Origin of the sequence: Chryseobacterium pyrolae (genome assembly GCF_025153485.1) — a bacterium.
Classification (GTDB): Bacteria; Bacteroidota; Bacteroidia; order Flavobacteriales; family Weeksellaceae; genus Chryseobacterium; species Chryseobacterium antibioticum.
In genome coordinates this window covers 464,784-482,877 of sequence record NZ_JANZQH010000001.1, presented here as the reverse complement: position 1 = coordinate 482,877, position 18,094 = coordinate 464,784, and the positions used below count along the sequence as shown (strand labels likewise).

18 protein-coding genes are annotated in these 18,094 nt (G+C 37.0%); 6 read left to right on the top strand and 12 right to left on the bottom strand.

The genetic code is table 11. The features are described from left to right. Positions 1 to 318 precede the first annotated feature (318 nt). The 3 genes from NZD88_RS02100 to NZD88_RS02090 form a co-directional block, all read right to left on the bottom strand. Entirely contained in the window at positions 319 to 609 is a 291-nt protein-coding gene (locus tag NZD88_RS02100) for a hypothetical protein (protein ID WP_259827045.1), read from the bottom strand. Between the two features lie 45 nt (positions 610 to 654). Continuing rightward, complete coding sequence (locus NZD88_RS02095) at positions 655 to 1,638, bottom strand: 2-hydroxyacid dehydrogenase (RefSeq protein WP_259827043.1); 984 nt, start codon at positions 1,636 to 1,638, stop codon at positions 655 to 657. A gap of 465 nt (positions 1,639 to 2,103) precedes the next feature. Then, complete coding sequence (locus NZD88_RS02090; RefSeq protein WP_169235833.1) at positions 2,104 to 2,754, bottom strand: protein-L-isoaspartate(D-aspartate) O-methyltransferase; 651 nt, start codon at positions 2,752 to 2,754, stop codon at positions 2,104 to 2,106. 139 nt (positions 2,755 to 2,893) lie between these two features. Here NZD88_RS02090 and NZD88_RS02085 point away from each other — a divergent pair, with 139 nt between their 5' ends. The 5 genes from NZD88_RS02085 (at position 2,894) to NZD88_RS02065 (ending at position 6,493) form a co-directional block, all read left to right on the top strand. After that, positions 2,894 to 3,856, top strand: a complete 963-nt coding sequence (locus NZD88_RS02085) for a Gfo/Idh/MocA family protein (RefSeq protein WP_169235766.1) — start codon at positions 2,894 to 2,896, stop codon at positions 3,854 to 3,856. Positions 3,857 to 3,917: 61 nt separating this feature from the next. Then, positions 3,918 to 4,796 carry a CGA/CIA family class A beta-lactamase gene (gene bla-A, locus NZD88_RS02080; protein WP_259827041.1) on the top strand — a complete coding sequence of 293 codons (879 nt, stop codon included), beginning with the start codon at positions 3,918 to 3,920 and terminating at the stop codon, positions 4,794 to 4,796. Between the two features lie 93 nt (positions 4,797 to 4,889). Next, positions 4,890 to 5,297, top strand: a complete 408-nt coding sequence (locus tag NZD88_RS02075) for a hypothetical protein (protein WP_259827040.1) — start codon at positions 4,890 to 4,892, stop codon at positions 5,295 to 5,297. Between the two features lie 12 nt (positions 5,298 to 5,309). Continuing rightward, the gene (locus NZD88_RS02070) at positions 5,310 to 6,200 is read left to right on the top strand and encodes a 3-hydroxybutyryl-CoA dehydrogenase (protein WP_259827446.1); all 891 of its coding nucleotides are present in this window, start codon (positions 5,310 to 5,312) and stop codon (positions 6,198 to 6,200) included. Positions 6,201 to 6,253: 53 nt separating this feature from the next. After that, entirely contained in the window at positions 6,254 to 6,493 is a 240-nt protein-coding gene (locus NZD88_RS02065; RefSeq protein ID WP_007845674.1) for a hypothetical protein, read from the top strand. 50 nt (positions 6,494 to 6,543) lie between these two features. Here the strand turns inward: NZD88_RS02065 and NZD88_RS02060 are convergent, their stop codons facing one another. From NZD88_RS02060 to dnaN, 4 genes are all read right to left on the bottom strand, one after another. After that, positions 6,544 to 6,954 (bottom strand): META domain-containing protein, encoded by a 411-nt coding sequence (locus NZD88_RS02060; protein ID WP_259827033.1) that lies wholly within the window; start codon positions 6,952 to 6,954, stop codon positions 6,544 to 6,546. A gap of 304 nt (positions 6,955 to 7,258) precedes the next feature. Continuing rightward, positions 7,259 to 9,661: a phenylalanine--tRNA ligase subunit beta gene (pheT, locus tag NZD88_RS02055; RefSeq protein WP_259827031.1), complete on the bottom strand. Its 2,403-nt coding sequence runs from the start codon at positions 9,659 to 9,661 to the stop codon at positions 7,259 to 7,261. A gap of 242 nt (positions 9,662 to 9,903) precedes the next feature. Continuing rightward, positions 9,904 to 10,737 (bottom strand): M23 family metallopeptidase, encoded by an 834-nt coding sequence (locus NZD88_RS21280; RefSeq protein ID WP_279324396.1) that lies wholly within the window; start codon positions 10,735 to 10,737, stop codon positions 9,904 to 9,906. A 67-nt stretch (positions 10,738 to 10,804) separates the two neighbouring features. Further along, a complete protein-coding gene (gene dnaN / locus NZD88_RS02045) occupies positions 10,805 to 11,935 on the bottom strand; it encodes a DNA polymerase III subunit beta (RefSeq protein ID WP_259827030.1) in 1,131 nt (376 codons plus the stop codon). A 202-nt stretch (positions 11,936 to 12,137) separates the two neighbouring features. On the opposite strand from dnaN, the gene NZD88_RS02040 reads away from it, so the two are divergent. Further along, entirely contained in the window at positions 12,138 to 12,494 is a 357-nt protein-coding gene (locus tag NZD88_RS02040; protein WP_259827028.1) for a diacylglycerol kinase family protein, read from the top strand. A gap of 34 nt (positions 12,495 to 12,528) precedes the next feature. Here the strand turns inward: NZD88_RS02040 and NZD88_RS02035 are convergent, their stop codons facing one another. From NZD88_RS02035 to NZD88_RS02015, 5 genes are all read right to left on the bottom strand, one after another. Continuing rightward, a complete protein-coding gene (locus NZD88_RS02035) occupies positions 12,529 to 12,711 on the bottom strand; it encodes a bacteriocin-like protein (RefSeq protein WP_259827027.1) in 183 nt (60 codons plus the stop codon). A gap of 70 nt (positions 12,712 to 12,781) precedes the next feature. Then, on the bottom strand, positions 12,782 to 13,114 hold the full coding sequence (locus tag NZD88_RS02030; RefSeq protein WP_259827026.1) for a gamma-glutamylcyclotransferase family protein: 333 nt from the start codon (positions 13,112 to 13,114) through the stop codon (positions 12,782 to 12,784). Further along, positions 13,114 to 13,740 (bottom strand): SGNH/GDSL hydrolase family protein, encoded by a 627-nt coding sequence (locus tag NZD88_RS02025; protein WP_259827025.1) that lies wholly within the window; start codon positions 13,738 to 13,740, stop codon positions 13,114 to 13,116. Before NZD88_RS02025 ends, NZD88_RS02030 begins: the two co-directional genes overlap by 1 nt. 92 nt (positions 13,741 to 13,832) lie before the next feature. Further along, complete coding sequence (locus NZD88_RS02020; protein ID WP_259827024.1) at positions 13,833 to 14,237, bottom strand: barstar family protein; 405 nt, start codon at positions 14,235 to 14,237, stop codon at positions 13,833 to 13,835. A gap of 101 nt (positions 14,238 to 14,338) precedes the next feature. Further along, positions 14,339 to 18,034, bottom strand: a complete 3,696-nt coding sequence (locus tag NZD88_RS02015; RefSeq protein WP_259827023.1) for a phosphoribosylformylglycinamidine synthase — start codon at positions 18,032 to 18,034, stop codon at positions 14,339 to 14,341. Between the last annotated feature and the right edge of the window lie 60 nt (positions 18,035 to 18,094).

Here is an 18,094-nt window from a genome sequence, read left to right as displayed (position 1 = left end):
TAGGCAAGGGAATTTGATGATGTGTTAATCTACAAATACCGACTATAATAAAAATACCGACTGAATATTCCCCTCCTTTGGAGGGGTGGATTACAAAATTTATAGAATTTGGGAAGACGGGGTGCTCCCAAAATGCTGAATAATAAAATGCTTATGTTGAAATTTTATGTTTTACTTTTTGACCACCCCGTCTTCTCCTTTTAGTCGAATCCACCCCTCCAAAAAGGGAAATGATATTCGTCAGAGAATAAATAGTTTTCAAAAATAAAAAAACCTCACTGATTTCAGTAAGGTTAGTCTGTTGTATAGATTCAGAATTCAGGTTAAAACGTCATCATTTTCTTCTTCGTGGTCGTCTGCATTATCGCTGCGGCTCCAGTAATTGTTTTCTTCATCCTCGGATCCTATTTCTTCCATATCGTCGTCATCTTCAGTTCCGGGGATATCAAGACCTTTATCTATTTTATCATCGTCCTCTTCATTCAGGATGGGATTTCCGTCACCGTCCAGCGGAATATGTTTTTCTTTATTAAATATATCTTCACTGGGATTATAATCCATTTCTTCCAGTTTTCTGTTCTGTTCGTTGGTATTGTTTTCTGGTATCATGATATTAAGTGTTTAAGGTTTATCAACAAAAATAATTCCAAGCTGCTAAGAACTCACCGAATATACCTCAGGATTTGCACAATAAGGTATTTTCTCCCCTTTGGAGAAAGCAATGATATTTTCAGCCACAATTTTCGCCATTCCTGTTCTGGCCTCGATGGTCGCCGAACCTATGTGCGGTAGTACACATACATTGGAAAGCTCCAAGAGCGGACTTTCCTTAGACATCGGCTCAGGATTGGTAACATCTAAACCGGCTCCCCAAATCTGCTTTGAAACCAAGGCTTCATAGAGGTCTTTTTCATTTTGGAACCCCCCTCTTGCGGTATTGATAAAGATGGCATTATCCTTCATTTTTTCAAACACAGGACCATTGAAAAGATCTTTCTGTTCAGGGGTAAAATTAGCATGAACACTTAGTACATCTGACTGTGCAATCAGGTCTTCGAAAGAAACATAAGTCGCGTTCAATTCTTTGTCTGCTTCTTCATTTTGGTGGCGGTTATGATAAATGATGTTCATATCAAAAGCCTTTTGGGACTTTTTAGCCATTTCAAAACCAATTCTTCCCAATCCCAATATTCCCAGGGTTTTTCCGTACAATTCCTGTCCTAAAGCATGCAACGGGTCAAAGTCTCCCCAATTCCCGTCTTTTACCTTCTGAAAATTGTAACTCGCTCTTCTCGCCACCGACTGCATCAATAAAAAAGCGACATCAGAAGTAGCCTTACTGAGAACGTCAGGTGTATTTCCTACCGGAATCTGTCTACGGTTCGCTTCCTGAATATCTACATGGTCGAAACCTACAGAATATAAAGCGATCGTTTTTATATTGGGGCATTGAGCAAAAAAATCTTTGTCGTATTTAAATTCTCCACCCACGCTTAAAATGGCATCGTGATTCTGACAATAGATCAGCCATTCTTCGTGAGACAGATTTTCATGTTCCGGAATAAAAACTTCCAGTCCCGCCTCTTTCAGCATATTGATTCCTGTTTGCGGAATCCTTCTGTTTACAAATACTTTCATTTTTTATTTTGATTTAATTTTAGTGATTACAATTTTTGATATCCTATTTTTGTATCGCAAGGTTCACTAAGATCCTTCAAGGACAAATGACAGATATTCGTGAAATTTTCAAATAAAAAAAACTCACTGCGTTAAAAAGTGAGGTTCTTTAACTATCGAATTAAAAATTATTGATGTTTTCTAATCCAATTACTATTCCGAACCGGTCTTAACGATTATTAAAACTTCAATTTTTAACCACAAAAGTCATAATTTTTTTTATAGGAACTTAAGTTATTTTTAAGTTGAATATATTGCTCATAGAAAAGAAGTACACTTAAGTTTCTATGAAAATATTTGATTTTCTGGTGATATACTGTTCTTATTTTAAGGATGATAAACTTTTAAAACTAAACGGCTCTAAAGTGTTTAAATAAATTAAAAACTTTAGAGCCGTTTTATGGTAGAAAAAATCTTCGTTACTATTTAATGGTTCGTGTCTCCCAACATCGGAACAAATTTATAAGCCCCGAATTCCTCTTTTTCAAATTGTGTAGGAGCCGTTTTTGTAAACCGGTATAAAATCTGTTCATCGGTAGGTCCTAATGGGATGACCATTTTTCCTCCGACATTCAGTTGTTTCAATAATTCTGTAGGTAAAACGGAAGCCCCACAGGTTACAATGATCTTATCGAAAGGCGCAAAGGTCGGAAGTCCTGCAAAACCATCCCCAAAACTCTGAAATTTTGGATTCAAATGTAATTCACGGAATTTCTTCTTCGAAAAATCAAACAGATCTTTCTGTCTTTCCACGGTATATACCAAAGCCTTCATAGTCAGCAGAACAGCAGTCTGGTAGCCGCATCCGGTTCCGATCTCAAGGACCTTCTCGCCAGGTTTTATCTGAAGCAGCTCCGATTGTTCCGCCACCGTTGAGGGATGGGAAATAGTCTGGTGTGACAAAATTGGAAATGCCCGGTCTTCGTAGGCAAAATCCTCAAAAATACTTTCGATAAAAAGGTGCCTCGGAACTTCACTCATTGCCGAAAGTACATTCTCATCTGAGATCCCGATCTTATGTCTTAAATATTCAACCAGGATTTTTCTTTTTCCTTTATGTACAAACGAATCATGCATCATTAGTAAGATAGTAGTTATTAGGTTACAGATAGTAGTTTCTACAAAAGTAAAAAAACTATCAATACTTATCAACCTAAATGCAACAACGTATTTCCTAATACCTAAAATTCTTATCTTTACCAAAATTAAAAAATCTATGTTAAAAGCAGGTTTGGTAGGTGCCGGACATCTGGGAAAGATTCATTTAAGACTTCTTAACCAATCAGATAAGTACGAGCTGGTAGGTTTCCACGATAAAGATATTGAAAACGGAAAAAAAATAGAAGCTGAATTCGGGTATAAATATTTTGAAAATTTTGAAGATTTATTAAATCAAATTGATATGTTGGATATCGTAACACCAACTCTTTATCATTATGATTATGCTTTAAAGGCTATTGATAAGGGTCTTCATTTTTTTATTGAAAAGCCGGTTACCCAAACGCTTGAACAAGCTGAGGAAATTCTTCAAAAATGCCGTGAAAATGGCATCAAAGCACAGGTTGGACATGTTGAAAGATATAATCCTGCGTTCATTGGAGCAAAAGATTATATTCAGAATCCGATGTTCATCGAAATTCACCGTTTGGCAGAATTTAATCCCCGTGGAACGGATGTTTCTGTGGTTTTGGATTTAATGATTCATGATCTGGATATTTTATTGAGTGTGGTAAAATCTAAGGTCAAAGATATCCATGCAAGCGGTGTTTGCGTGGTAAGCAAAAGTCCCGATATTGCCAATGCAAGAATAGAATTTGAAAATGGATGCGTTGCCAATCTTACGACATCCCGAATTTCTATGAAGGCTATGAGAAAAAGCAGGTTTTTCCAGAAAGACGCTTATATTTCTGTAGATTTTCTTGAGAAAAAAGCAGAAGTGATCCGAATGAAAGACGCTCCTGAAAACCCTACTCCATTCGACATGATCATTGAAAATGCTGAAGGCGAAAAAAACCAGATTTTATTTGAATATCCAAATATCCAGCCCAATAATGCGATCCTTGATGAATTGAATTCTTTTGCAGATGCCATTATGGAAAATAAAAATGTAGAAGTTTCCCTGGAAGACGGAACTGAAGCTTTAAAGGTTGCTCTGGAAATTGTAAAACTGATTTCTTAATTATTTTAAACCTCAGCTTTCTTTTTTAAGTGTAAAAGAGATCTGTTTTAATGACCGTATTATGAAAAAAATAGGATTTTTCTTTCTTCTGGTTTCATCATTGACATTCGCTCAGAAATCAGTATTAGAACAAAAAATAAACGCTATTACTGAAGGTAAAAAAGCAACAGTTGGCGTTTCAGTTCTGGGTTTTGAAAATAATTTTAAATACAATAAAAACGGTGATAAGCCATTGCCTACGTTAAGTGTATTCAAGTTCCATATTGCCTGTGCGGTTCTGGATCTTGTAGATAAAGGAAAACTGTCATTAGACCAGAAACTTTTCTTTAAAAAAGCGGATATGCTTGAAAATACATGGTCGCCGATCCGCCAGAAGTATCCTGATGCCAATGTTTCACTGTCTCTGGGTGAAGTGTTGGATTATACCGTTGCATTAAGTGACAATAATGGCTGTGATATGCTGCTGAGACTGATCGGAGGAACACAGACTGTTCAGAATTTTATGAATTCTAAAGGTGTAAAAGGCTTCCAGATCAAGCGTAATGAAGATGACATGCACAAAAACTGGAAAACGCAATACGACAATTACAGTACGCCCAACTCTGCGGTTCAGGTTCTGAAAAAATTCTATGACGGGAAATTACTTTCCAAAAAGTCTACAGATTATCTGATGCAGATCATGATCGGAACCAAAACCGGCACTAATAAAATTATTGAACAGCTTCCTAAAAATACGCCTGTAGCCCATAAAACCGGTTCTTCAGGAAAGTATGATAACGGTCTTACTGTTGCTGAAAATGATATGGGAATCATCACCCTTCCGAATGGAAAACATTACGCCATTGCCGTATTTGTAAGCAATTCTACTGAAACGGATGCCGTAAACTGCAAAGTGGTTTCTGACATTTCAAAGGCAGTATGGGACGATTTTAATAAGTAAAATATTAAGCTTATTTTTAAAGCAGAGGAATTGGTAAAATTCAGGTTTAAATTATAAAACCGGATGAAAAGCTCATTCACAACAACCATTGATATGAAAAAAGTATTATTAACACTATTCATGTTCTGTTGCACTTTTCTGTTCTCACAAAAGAATCTACGCTATGTTGAGATCTACTATGGCAGTATTTGCTGCGGAACAGCATCTACTGAACCTGTGACAGATTATCTGAAGCAGTTTGAGAAAAAAAACAAACTAAAAGCTCTTGAAGTGCTGATACAGAGGAGCAAAGGTAGAGAAGGAGAATTCAGCTTATATATAGGGGTCGATAAGCTAAACAAAAAGCAGCAAAAACTTTTCATGCAAGGCCTTTCTTCTGCGATATCTATACAGAACAGCAAAAGGAATGAGTACAGTGATGGAACTGTGAATTTCGACAGTGCTGTCACTTTTTCTAACGATGACCTTAAGAACAGAAAAAATTTAACTATCTATAAATAAAAGAATAAAATGATCAAAAACATTGTAGTTATTGGAGCAGGAACTATGGGGAACGGTATTGCGCATACTTTTGCACAAAGCGGATTCAACGTAAATCTGGTAGATGTTTCTCAGGAAGCACTTGACAGAGGTCTGAAAACAATTACCACTAACCTTGACAGAATAATTGCAAAGGGAAACCTTACTGAAGAGCAGAAAGCTGAAACACTAGGCAATATCAGCACTTTTACAGAACTTAAAGATGCTGCAGGATCTGCAGACCTTATTGTAGAAGCAGCAACTGAAAATCAGGACCTGAAGCTGAAAATCTTCGGTCAGATGGACGAATTAGCACCTGCAGGCTGTATTCTGGCAACCAATACATCTTCTATTTCCATTACAAAGATCGCAGCGGCTACCAAAAGAGCAGATAAAGTGATCGGAATGCATTTTATGAACCCGGTTCCTATTATGAAACTGGTTGAGATCATCAAAGGATATTCTACTTCTAAAGAGACTTTTGATGCGATTTATGAAATGAGTAAGACTTTAGGGAAAGTTCCTGTGGAAGTGAATGATTATCCAGGTTTTGTAGCCAACAGAATTCTTATGCCGATGATCAACGAGTCTATTGAAACCCTTTACAACGGTGTAGCTGGTGTAGAAGAAATCGATACAGTAATGAAGCTTGGAATGGCACACCCAATGGGTCCGCTTCAACTGGCAGATTTCATCGGTCTTGATATCTGTCTTGCGATTCTTAATGTAATGTATGACGGCTTCAAAAATCCTAAATATGCTCCGAACCCACTTCTTGTGAACATGGTAATGGCAGGAAAACTGGGGGTAAAGTCAGGGGAAGGTTTCTATGATTATTCAGAAAATAAAAAAGCTGAAAAAGTTTCAAAAATGTTTTTGAAATAATTTTAAGTCAATAATTTTATTTATCTTTGATCAAAGTTAAAATATTAAAAAAAATGAAATTACCAAAGTTTTTATTAGCAGACAATTCGGAATTTCCTGAAGATTTATTCGTAGTTCACACAGAATATCCAAGATTCATCTTAAACGTTGAAGAAGAAGAAGTTGAGTGGTTGGATGATTTAGAAGGTGACGATGAAGAAACTATGGCAGACGAAGCTACAAAAGTGGTAGAGGCTGCGTTTAAATGGTGTGATGAAGAGTTGGCTAAGTACGACGAAGAAGAGGAAGAATAATAACGACCTAAACATAAAAAAAGGAACTCAAATTGAGTTCCTTTTTTATTTTATTCCGCTTTGTTGAATTTCAACAGCAGAAGATTGTCTTTGTACAGTTCTAAGGTAGTTCCGGAAATCACATATTTATTAGCTTTTCCTACCATATCCATAAAATTCTGCTCAACACTCATATTGTTGCACATCATTTTGGTAGACCCCATCTGTCCTGCAGCGAAATCACCTGTAGAAGGATCTATTTTAGCCGTTCCGAAATAGTTGTTGCATCCCCCATTTCCATTGATCTTTTCCCCTTCAATATTCAGGGTTGGAACTTTGCCTTTCACATTGTCTGCCAATGTCCATTTTGTATTAGCCAGTGAAGGCTGTGCTTTTCCTACTTTAGATGCAGAAGCGCTGGACATTGTACCGCACGATGCCAGAATAGCAGCCGCACCTATACTTAAAAAAAGATTTTTCATTTTTTTCTTTTTGAATTACTCAAATTTAAGGAAATTATATTATTTAAACGGCGCGCGAAGGATTTTATTACTTTTTAAGAATTCTATTTTCTGATTATTTTTAAACACAAATTCATTTCATTTCATAAATCATATTCTTTATTTTTTGGTTAAAACCAAATTTCATTTCAAATAATGAGAAAACGGGCTAAAGCCCGTCCTATTGAATATTTTAAACATAATCATTTGTGAAATTTACACAATCAGCAGGAGTAAAACAAAAAAACGGGCTTTATAGCCCGTTTCAATAGTATATTGTTCCTGATTAAGATCTTAACTCTGCGTTGTATTCTTTTTGGAATGCTTTGATCAGAGAATCCATTACTTCAGAAATTTCTTTCTCTTCCAGGGTCTTTTCTTCATTCAGAAGTTCAAAACTCATTGCATAAGATTTCTTTCCTTCCGGAAGGTTTTTCCCTTCATAGACATCAAATAAATTAATGCCCTTAATGAAAGGAGATTTGTTCTTTTTAGCAGTCTGATACAGATCCTGATAGTTTATATTTTTATCGATCAACAAGGCAAGGTCTCTTCTAATCTTGTTGAATTTAGGAATATCTTTGAACTTAAGTTCGTTTTTAGAACGTAATTCCTGTGCCAATTCAAGTTCGATCTCTGCGTAGAAACATTCCTGATCGATATCAAAGTCTTTCAGTAATACAGGGGATACTTTCCCAATTTTCACTAAAGTTTTCCCGTCTGCTTCGTAAGCTAATGAATCAGAGAACCTTTCGTCTGTTGAAGCCACTTCTTTATAATCAACAGCAAGTTTTTCTAATAAAACCTTCACATAGGCTTTAAGATTATAGAAACTCACCGCAGATTTAGGCTGTAGCCAGTTTTCGGCAACATCTCTTCCTGTTACCAGGATCGCCAATTGTTTTCTTTCCTCGTATTGATCTTTTTTGTGGTAGATTTTTCCGAATTCAAAGAACTTGATATCCTGATTCTTTCTGTTGATATTGTACACTGCATTTTGCAGAAGTCCTTCCAATAAAGATTTCCTCATGAATGCAAGATCTCCACTTAGAGGATTCAACAATTTTACCGCATCGGTTTCATCTTTTACAGAAGTCAGCGAGTTGTTCATCACTTCGTTGAATCCAATGCTCTGTAACGTTCTTGCCCAGTTGTTTTCCAGCTCATCCTGATCGTTGGCGCTCAGTTTAACAGGTGTAAATGAAATTTTTTGCGGCGCATCGATCTTGTTGTATCCGTAGATTCTTAAGATTTCTTCGATAACGTCAATTTCTCTCGTTACATCAGCTCTGTAAGCAGGCACTGAAATTTCAAGTCCGTTCTGGATCTCGTTTAAAACCTGAATTTCAAGAGCTTTTAAAATCTCTTTTACTTTCTCTCTGTGAATTTTAGTTCCTAAGATCTGTTCGATCTTTGAGAATCTGATGATCACATAATTGTCTTCTATTTTCTTTGGATATTCTTCTAAAAGGTCTCCCACCAATTTTCCGCCTGCAATCTCCTGGATTAGTTTAATCGCGTGAGTGATGGCTGTTCTGGTAATATTAGGATCTACTCCCCTTTCAAATCTGAAAGAAGCGTCTGTATTTAAATTATGAAATTTAGCTCCTTTTCTTACTGCTACAGGATTGAAATAAGCACTTTCCAGGAATATCGTTTTTGTTTCATCAGAAACTCCTGACTGAGCACCCCCGAAAACACCGGCAATACACATTGGATTATCTTTTCCGTCTTTGATTATGACTTCCGAACCATTTAAAGTTCTTTCAACACCATCTAAAGTTGTGAATTTCGTTCCTTTTTTTACAGTTCCAACTTTCACTTTACTGTCAGCAATCTTATCTCCATCAAATGCATGAAGAGGCTGTCCGTAACCGTGAAGAATATAATTGGTAATATCTACAATATTGTTGATTGGGTTTAAGCCTATCGCCTTTAATCTGTACTTTAACCAGGCTGGAGATTCAGCTACTTTCACCTCCTCAATCACTGCTCCAATATATCTTGGACATAGTTCAGCACTTTCAACTTCTAAAGTGAAATTGTGTGAACCTTCATTATTCAAAGCTTCAGAAGACACTTTCTCAAATGTTGATTTCTGTTGGTTCGTTGAAAGGAATGCATGAAGATCTCTTGCAACACCATAATGAGACATCGCGTCTGTTCTGTTCGGTGTAAGACCAATTTCCAAAACTTCATCGTTGGCCAGTTCAAAATAATCAGCAAAGTTCTTTCCTACTTCATATTTAGTTTCGTCTAAAACCATGATTCCTCCGTGGTCTTCACTAAGGCCAAGTTCATCTTCTGCACAGATCATCCCCTGGGAAACCTCGCTTCTGATCTTCGCTTCTTTGATTTCAAAAAAGTTTCCGGTTTTGTCATAGATTTTAGTCCCGACAACTGCTACAGGAACTGTTTGCCCTGCTTCTACGTTGGGCGCTCCGCAAACAATATTCAATATTTTTCCGTTTCCTACGTCAACTGTTGTTTTCTTTAACTTGTCTGCATTCGGATGTTTTTCGCAGGTCAATACTTTTCCTACTACGATCCCTTCCAGGCTGCCTCTTACACTTTCAAATTTTTCTATCCCTTCAACTTCAAGACCTATATCAGTAAGGAATTCTCCGATTCTTTCCGTTTTCAGTTCCGTTTTGATAAAGTCTTTCAGCCAGTTGTTTGATATTTTCATTTGCTATATTTTGAAAAATTTATTGAATTTCCGTACCCTATTTCCTGCACGGTTTTTCCCGTACAAATGTCGTGTTTTTTTAAGAAGTAGAGAAATTTACAGATCACTTTAAGAGAATAATTTTTATTTTTTCTTATCTCAGATTTAGTAAATTTTGCGGATTTTTATTTTTATAAAAATTAATTCTATTTATCACCATTGTGTCATGATTAATCATTAACACGGCTTACAAAGCATGTAATTTAATATTCTTTTGAATAGTTTTTTTTCTGCAGTAAATATTCTGCATTGTCTCCTTTACCTGTTCTAAAAAGAGTTTTTATCGTTTCTCTGGAATTATCTTTTGCTGCTTTTGGAAGATAGCACATGAAATGCAAATGAGGACCACTGCTCCAACCTGTATTTCCACTTAAGCCAATGGTATCGCCCTTCTTCACATGATCTCCGATATTTACTTTAACACCATTTTGTTGCAAGTGATAATACTGTGCAAAGGTTCCGTCTGAATGCATGATTGTAATATAATTGCCCTGATCTGCACAGCTTTTTGAGGGACAGCCGCTATTGTTATGTTGAACAAGATCTGTTACCAATCCTTCTCTGGAAGCTATAATTTCTGTGCCTTCAGGCATCTTAAAATCTAAAGAATTTTCATTTTGATGAGAAAAAACGCCATTATATCCCTGAAAAACATTAATCGATTTCCCTTTTTTAAACGGCAGGTCATATTGATAGTCCCTGTCATAATTTGTCAAAGTGACATCTCCAACATACATCATATAACCCGGGATCTGTTTTACAGCCCACTTCTTTTTTTTATCAGCAATAACAAAATAGGCTATTCTATTTTTCAATGATTTAGCGGGTATAACCTGAGTCATTTTAAACGTTTCAGGAGTTTTCATATTTTCTAATTCCGGTGGTCCGGAAAAAACAAAAGACATAGGATATATCTCTTGATTGTCAGCATACAACATCACAGTATCTCCTTTTTTCTCATGGTATACTTTAATATTTTTCTGAGAAAACAAATTGATAGATTGGGTTATTAAGAGGAATATAAATATTCTTTTCATTAGGCATTAACTCATTAAAAAAGAGACTGAAAAAATCAATCTCTTTATATTTTATACATTTTAAATATTACAATCCGATCACCGGCATTGATAACATCAGGATGTTTTCATTATCTTCAAGACCGTCAAGAGGTTCAATGATCCCCGGTCTGTTGGGTTGTGACATTTTCATTGTGATATCGTCAGAACCTAGAATGCTTAGCATTTCCGTTAAAAATTTAGAGCTGAAACCGATATTGATATCTTCTCCGTTGTAATCGCAAGGAATCTGCATATCTGCTTTGTTTGCATATTCTGTATCTTCTGCATGAAGGTGAAGAATATTGGCAGACAATTTAAATCTTACCTGGTTGGTAGATTTATTAGACATGATTGACGCTCTTTTGATCGCTCCTAAAAGAAGGTTTCTGTTGATCGTCAGTACATTTGGATTTTCCTTTGGAATCACAGCGGTATAGTTAGGATATTTCCCATCTATCAGTCTGCAGATCCAGATATGTTTTCCAAAAGTAAATTTAGCCATGTTCTCGTTGAAGTCGATCTTAACGTCTTCGTTGGAACTTGCCAGTATGTTTTTGAAAATGTTCAAAGGTTTTTTAGGCATGATGAATTCCATGGGCTCAGCATTCATCAGGTCTGTTCTTTTATACACAACCAGTCTGTGGGAATCTGTAGAAACAAAATTCGTTTCATTTTCTCCAAACTGGAAAAGCACTCCTGTCATTACGGGACGAAGAGAGTCGTTGCTTGTTGCAAAAAGAGTGTTGGTCAATGCTTCGGATAAAACTCCGGCGGGCATTGATACGCTTTGGGAAGCATCAAATTCCGGAAGTTCAGGATAGTCCTCAGCATTATCCAGCGCTACAGCGAAATTATCTTTTTCATCTAAAATCTCCAGCTGGCTTCCGGTTCCTTCCGCATTATCCTTCACAACGAACGTCAAAGGCTGTTCACCATAAGTCTTGATAAAATCTTGAAAAATTTTAGCAGGAACGGCAAATTTACCCGAATCATCAGACTTTACCTCCAAAGAAGTAACAAGAGTAGTCTCGCCATCGGAAGCTGTAATGGTAACGTTATTCCCGTCTAGTTCAAAAAGATAGTTTTCTAAAATCGGTCTCGATTGAGAGCTTGATATTACGCCACTTACAGTTTGCAATGCTTTCTGCAGTTCACCACTTGAAATAATAAATTTCATAGATTTAAAAATAAGTTTCTACAAATATAATAAATAGAAACTATAATGAAAAAAATAATCTTAAGGAGTTTTGAACAAATATCACTAACCTGTTTTCAGACTTGATATTATGTTCCCTTTTCAGTGATGATTAATTTTCACGCCAAAGATCTGAAATCCTATTAGCATCAAAATACAAATCCTATATTTGTGAAAAAGAATCATGAAAAAACCACTTATTCATAAAAGTTTTCTACATGCTTTCCGGGGTATTTTCCTGATGGCAAGAACGGAAAGAAATTTCCAAATTGAGCTTGTGGCTTTTTTCATTAATCTTTTCCTCATTTTCTATTTTAAGCTTTCAGCAGTAGATACCGCATTGGTTCTTATGGCCTCTGCAGCTGTTTTAAGTGCCGAAATTCTCAATACAGCAATAGAAAGGATATGTGACGTCATTCAACCCGATTTCGATAAGAGAATCGGCTTTATTAAAGATATTTCCGCGGGAGCTGTTCTTGTGATGGCTATCGGATCTGTTGTGATCGGGATTATTGTGTACTGGAAATATGTGTTTCAATAAAAAAGCACTTCTAAAAAGAAATGCTTGCCGTTTTTTAAGAGCAGTGAAAGTCCCATGATTCGGAGGTCATACACCCATTAAATTTGGGACAATACCAACCATAAGGATAATTACAATATCCATTTTCATCAACAGGAACAACAATTAAAGGTGGGTTTATCCCTTTCCCATTTACATTTTTCAGTTCCTGTCTTTTAAGTTTTTTTAGATTTTTCATACTATTTTTATTTGTCAACCTAAAACTAACAAATAAAACTAATATTTCACCATATCAAGATAAATTAATTTTATCTACCCACATAAATAAATCCTTTCTTTCCGGATTTGAACACTGTTTCTACTCTTTTATAGTCATCTACTTCATATTCGTCCGCCTGAAGAATTTCCTCTTCGGTGACCTCGAAAAGCATTCCTTCCACTTCATCTTCGCTATCTCCGGAAAACGTTAAGATGGGATGATATTTCTGGTTGCTTTTACGCAACACTTCCGGATCGGTAATTTCTACCCTATTCAATGTATAGCCTGTCAGACTATCTTTTTCACCTACCAGCAGTCTTCCAAATGTTTCAAGCTGTACCTCTTTTTTCTGCAAGGTTCCGTAAGAAAACAGATAAGCCATTATAAATATTTTTCTATGATGGGGATTGCCGTTTCAGCCATTATACCGTAGCCTTTTTCGTTAGGATGAACTCCGTCTGCGGAAAGCAGAATTTCTTTATCCTGAACAAAAGCAGCGTAAAAATCAATGTAATGCAAAGCATTGTCAGCCGCTATATCTTTGAGGATTTGGTTGTACACTAAAACGTCTCCGTTGGTTCTTAATTTTCCTGCAGGAGTTTGTACACCATCTACCTTTTGAGAGAACGGAAGGATACTAACAAGATAAATATCATTGGCATACTGTTTGGCATGCTGAACGGCTGTTTTAATATTCTCTTTAAACTGTTCAGGGGCTACCAGCTGGGTTCCGTCTTTTATCGCGAGGTCGTTGGCGCCGTAACCAATAAAAACAATATTTCCTTCCGCAGAATTCCGGGCAGCCAGTTCATGAGGCATTCTTTTGAGCAGGCCTTCTGTAGTTTCACCACCTATTCCAAGATTGAAAAGGATGATTTCATTACTTCCTTCGTGAAACTGTTGCAGCGCATACCTTTTAAGAATATCTACCCATCCACCAAATACTCCGTCATACTCTCCATATGTAATACTGTCTCCGAAAAACAGCCCGTAAATCATTTTTTTCATTTTTAATAAGAGGCTAGAAATTAGTACTGTTGAACACAATTCATCATTCATCATTCATCATTCATCATTCATCATTCATCATTCATTTAATATCAATCCAAAATTAATGTAATATTTTTGTGTGATTCTATAATTTCAATTAAAATTTCAAATAACGTCTGACCATTTCCGGAAGTCAATTCATTCAGTTTTTGCTGAATCAATTCTACGTTAAAAGGTTTTCCCTGCCTGATCTTGTTTTCATAAAAATGACGGGTAGCTTCCAGCCCAAGATCGTCTTTTGATTTTTGGGAATCTTTCCAGACGATTTCAACTTCCTCTCCGCTTTCAAATACTCCGAAACCACCGTACAGAATATCATCAAAGCCGTCGAGTGTTCCTACTTTCCAGTCTGTATCTTTCATTAACACTAAAGAGACTTCATCGTAAAAGCCTGACAAATCGGAAAAATGGTTGCCCTTGATTGTGATTGCTTTATTTTTATCTGAATTCAACATTGTCCTGAATGTATTGTTGGAAGCTGGTTGGGTTGCCCTAAAATTTAATCCCTGTAAATATAAAAAAAATGACCGCCATTCGGTGGCGGTCATTGGTCTGTTTATTTGAAGTATTCTACTCCGTTTTTGAATATATTATGGTAATTCGCGGTCGGTATGTTTTTCATGAGGCCTTCTGCAAAGCGCTCAGGGTGTCCCATTCTTCCGTAAATCTTTCCGCAAGGACTCGTTACTCCTTCAATTCCGAATAATGAATTATTGGGGTTGAAAGGCATTCCGTGGGCAATATTTCCATCAAGATCGAGGTACTGGGTTGCTATCTGTCCGTTTTCGTAAAGCTTTTTGATTTCTTCTTCTGAAGCCATGAAACGACCTTCCCCGTGAGAAATTGGAATAGTAAATACCTGATCTTTCATTCCTTTCAACCAAGGACTTTCGTCATTGATTACTTTTACATTCACCATCTGGGAAATATGTCTTCTGATCGCATTATGAGCCAGTGTTGGAGAATTTTCATCCAGATCTTTGATTCTTCCGTAAGGTAAAAGACCGGATTTAACCAAAGCCTGGAAACCGTTACAGATTCCAATGATCATTCCATCTCTGTCCAGTAATTCGTGAACAGCGTTTCTCATCTTTTCGTTTTTCAGAACATTCACAATGAACTTCGCTGAACCATCCGGCTCATCCCCTGCTGAGAAGCCTCCTGAAAAGGCAAGGATCTGAGACGTTCTGATCTCTTCTACCCATGCATCAATGCTTTCATCCAGCAACTGGTGGCTGATATTTTTCAATGGAAGACTACTGGTTACAGCGCCTTCTTTCTGGAATGCATTCAAAGTGTCGTACTCGCAGTTTGTTCCCGGGAATACAGGGGCAAATACTTTCGGCTTAGCAACTCCATGTTTTTTAATGATGATATTTCTTGGGTTGATGGAATTTGATTTCTCATCGATTTCAACCGTTATTTTTTCTTTTTCCTGAGTTGGGAAGAGGTTTTCAAATGTTCCGGTATAAGCGGCTACAAGATCTAAGATCGTAGATTCAAGTCCGTTTATAGCTAAGATCCCTAAATCTTTTACTTCACCTATGTTTTGCAGAGAAGCATGGCTCAATTCCTCTTTTGATTCGATAATTAAGCTACCTATATTTTTAGCTAATAAAGCATTTTCATCAATTGTAATGTCTGCTCCCAGTCTGTTTCCAAAGCTCATTTTGGCTAAAGCTACTGCAACACCTCCTTCTTTAATGGTTTTTACAGAAACGATTTTTCCGGTTTTGATATTTTCAAAAATAAATTCGAAAATTCCTTTTAAGCTTTCGTAGTTGGGAAGACCGCTTTCCTGAGGAATATGGTTGAAGAAGTATACTTTGTTTCCAGCCTGTTTGAATTCCGGGGAAATCACATTTTTCTTTTCACCGTTGGCACAGGCGAACGAGATCAAGGTCGGTGGAACATTCAAATCCTGGTAAGTACCGCTCATAGAGTCTTTTCCTCCAATCGCAGCAAGACCAAGGTTGATCTGTGCATCATAAGCTCCTAAAAGAGAAGCTAAGGGTTTCCCCCACTTTTCAGCATTCTGACCCAGTTTTTCGAAATATTCCTGGAAGGTTAATCTGATATTTTTGTAATTGCCACCCATCGCAACGATCTTAGCTACACTTTCTACTACCGCATAAGAAGCTCCTAACAGTGAGTTTTGCTTTGAAATTCCGGTATCAAATCCCCAGCTTGCAAAGGAAACGGTTTCAATATCTTTTGCACCTAAAATAGGTAATGTCTGAGCACTTCCTTCCATCAATGTCTGCTGGTATTTTCCTCCAAGAGGCATCGCAACCGTAGTGGCACCTACAGAAGAGTCAAACATTTCCAACAGTCCTTTTTGGGAAGCTACATTTTTGTCACTTATTATTTTAATGAAGTTCTCTTTTGTAAAAGATAATGTTTCTTCTTTCACTTCTTCAAGATGGGTAATTTTCACCTCCTGAGTTTTAGAACATCCATTGGTATCCAGGAATTCTCTTGAAAGGTCAACGATTTTATCGCCTTTCCAGAACATCTGCATTCTTCCTGAATCTGTTACTTTTGCCACTTCTACAGCAACAATATTTTCATCCTGACAGAATTTGATGAACTGTTCTTTATCTTTCGGATCAACTACAACCGCCATTCTTTCCTGAGATTCTGAAATCGCAAGCTCAGTTCCGTTTAATCCTTCATATTTTAAAGGTAAAACATCAAGGTTCACTTCTAATGAATCCGCAATTTCGCCAATGGCTACAGAAACACCTCCTGCTCCGAAGTCATTTGATTTCTTGATCAGTTTCGTTACTTCAGGATTTCTGAACAGTCTCTGGATTTTACGTTCTTCAACGGCATTTCCTTTCTGAACTTCAGTAGACATGGTATGGATACTGTTTTCATCCTGTACTTTTGAACTTCCACTAGCTCCACCAACACCGTCACGACCTGTTGCACCTCCTAAAATAATTATAGAATCTCCATTTTCAGGTTTGTCACGTCTTACCCAATCTACAGGAACGGCTCCGGTAACGAATCCTACTTCCATTCTTTTGGCTTTATACCCTTCGTCATAGATCTCAGAAACCATGGTAGTTGCCAAACCAATCTGGTTCCCGTAAGATGAATACCCGTTAGCAGCCTGTTTGGTGATAGTCTTCTGAGGAAGTTTCCCCGGTAACGTTTTGTCAACTGATTCTAAAACATCAGCAGCACCCGTTAATCTCATCGCCTGGAACACAAATGATCTTCCGGACAAAGGATCTCTGATCGCTCCTCCCAAACAGGTTGAAGCTCCTCCGAAAGGTTCAATTTCCGTAGGGTGATTGTGGGTTTCATTTTTAAATAGTAAATACCACGGTTCTTTTTTACCGTCGTATTCAGCTTCGATCTGGATGGTACATGCATTAATCTCGTCTGAGATGACAAGGTTATCCAGATTCCCTGTTTTATGGAAATATTTACCACAAACTGTCGCAAGATCCATTAAAGAGATCGGTTTCAGCTCACGGCCTAAGAATTTTCTTTTTTCGATATAGTCATTGAAAATAGTTTCCAATGTATGTTTGAATGCTCCTTCAAACTGGATATCTGACAATTCTGTTTCAAAGGTGGTATGACGGCAATGGTCACTCCAATACGTGTCTAAAACTTTCAGTTCCGTTTCGGTAGGATTTCTTTTCTCTGTTTTAAAGTATTCCTGGATGAATTTAAGGTCATCCAATCCTAGCGCAAAACCGTGATCATTGTAGAAATTTTCAAGCCCGGCATCATCAAAACTGATGAAATTCTCGTGGATCAAAACTTTTGCAGGAATTTCATCAGCAGGAATGTTTAAGATGGAAAGATCTTTTTCCTGAGATTCCACTTTATTGATCAGAAGGTCTTTGATTTTTACAAGGTCTCCCTCAGAAATGCCTTCAAACTGAATCAGTTTTCCGCTTCTTACTTTGGACTTTTCATTTTCCGTCAGTAAAGCAATACACTGCTGGGCAGAATCTGCACGTTGATCGTACTGGCCTGGAAGAAACTCCATGGCAAACCAGATCTCTTTTCCGGGATTTTCTGTGTGTAAAATATCAGTCACAGGATCTACGAAAGTACTGTTTACGACTTTCCCGAATTCTCCGTCATTCAGTCCGAAAATATCGTACACATTATACACTTTCACATTTTTGACCGCCGGAACGACTGCTTTTACTTCATCAAAAATTTTTGGACTTTCAACATCGAAAATACCTCTTTTTTCTACGAAAATTCTTTTGTTATTAGACATTAGATGTCAGATTTTAAATATTAGATTTATTACTTTCTTTTTACTTTTTCAGAACCCATT

Excerpts from the sequence above, each read along its gene's own strand:
- bla-A (WP_259827041.1), top strand. The coding sequence starts at position 3,918 with ATGAAAAAAATAGGATTTTTCTTTCTTCTGGTTTCATCATTGACATTC.
- NZD88_RS21280 (WP_279324396.1), bottom strand. The coding sequence starts at position 10,737 with ATGAAAAGAATATTTATATTCCTCTTAATAACCCAATCTATCAATTTG.
- NZD88_RS02085 (WP_169235766.1), top strand. The coding sequence starts at position 2,894 with ATGTTAAAAGCAGGTTTGGTAGGTGCCGGACATCTGGGAAAGATTCAT.
- NZD88_RS02040 (WP_259827028.1), top strand. The coding sequence starts at position 12,138 with ATGAAAAAACCACTTATTCATAAAAGTTTTCTACATGCTTTCCGGGGT.
- NZD88_RS02025 (WP_259827025.1), bottom strand. The coding sequence starts at position 13,740 with ATGAAAAAAATGATTTACGGGCTGTTTTTCGGAGACAGTATTACATAT.
- NZD88_RS02065 (WP_007845674.1), top strand. The coding sequence starts at position 6,254 with ATGAAATTACCAAAGTTTTTATTAGCAGACAATTCGGAATTTCCTGAA.
- dnaN (WP_259827030.1), bottom strand. The coding sequence starts at position 11,935 with ATGAAATTTATTATTTCAAGTGGTGAACTGCAGAAAGCATTGCAAACT.
- NZD88_RS02090 (WP_169235833.1), bottom strand. The coding sequence starts at position 2,754 with ATGCATGATTCGTTTGTACATAAAGGAAAAAGAAAAATCCTGGTTGAA.
- NZD88_RS02035 (WP_259827027.1), bottom strand. The coding sequence starts at position 12,711 with ATGAAAAATCTAAAAAAACTTAAAAGACAGGAACTGAAAAATGTAAAT.
- NZD88_RS02100 (WP_259827045.1), bottom strand. The coding sequence starts at position 609 with ATGATACCAGAAAACAATACCAACGAACAGAACAGAAAACTGGAAGAA.
- NZD88_RS02075 (WP_259827040.1), top strand. The coding sequence starts at position 4,890 with ATGAAAAAAGTATTATTAACACTATTCATGTTCTGTTGCACTTTTCTG.
- pheT (WP_259827031.1), bottom strand. The coding sequence starts at position 9,661 with ATGAAAATATCAAACAACTGGCTGAAAGACTTTATCAAAACGGAACTG.
- NZD88_RS02015 (WP_259827023.1), bottom strand. The coding sequence starts at position 18,034 with ATGTCTAATAACAAAAGAATTTTCGTAGAAAAAAGAGGTATTTTCGAT.
- NZD88_RS02060 (WP_259827033.1), bottom strand. The coding sequence starts at position 6,954 with ATGAAAAATCTTTTTTTAAGTATAGGTGCGGCTGCTATTCTGGCATCG.
- NZD88_RS02095 (WP_259827043.1), bottom strand. The coding sequence starts at position 1,638 with ATGAAAGTATTTGTAAACAGAAGGATTCCGCAAACAGGAATCAATATG.
- NZD88_RS02020 (WP_259827024.1), bottom strand. The coding sequence starts at position 14,237 with ATGTTGAATTCAGATAAAAATAAAGCAATCACAATCAAGGGCAACCAT.
- NZD88_RS02030 (WP_259827026.1), bottom strand. The coding sequence starts at position 13,114 with ATGGCTTATCTGTTTTCTTACGGAACCTTGCAGAAAAAAGAGGTACAG.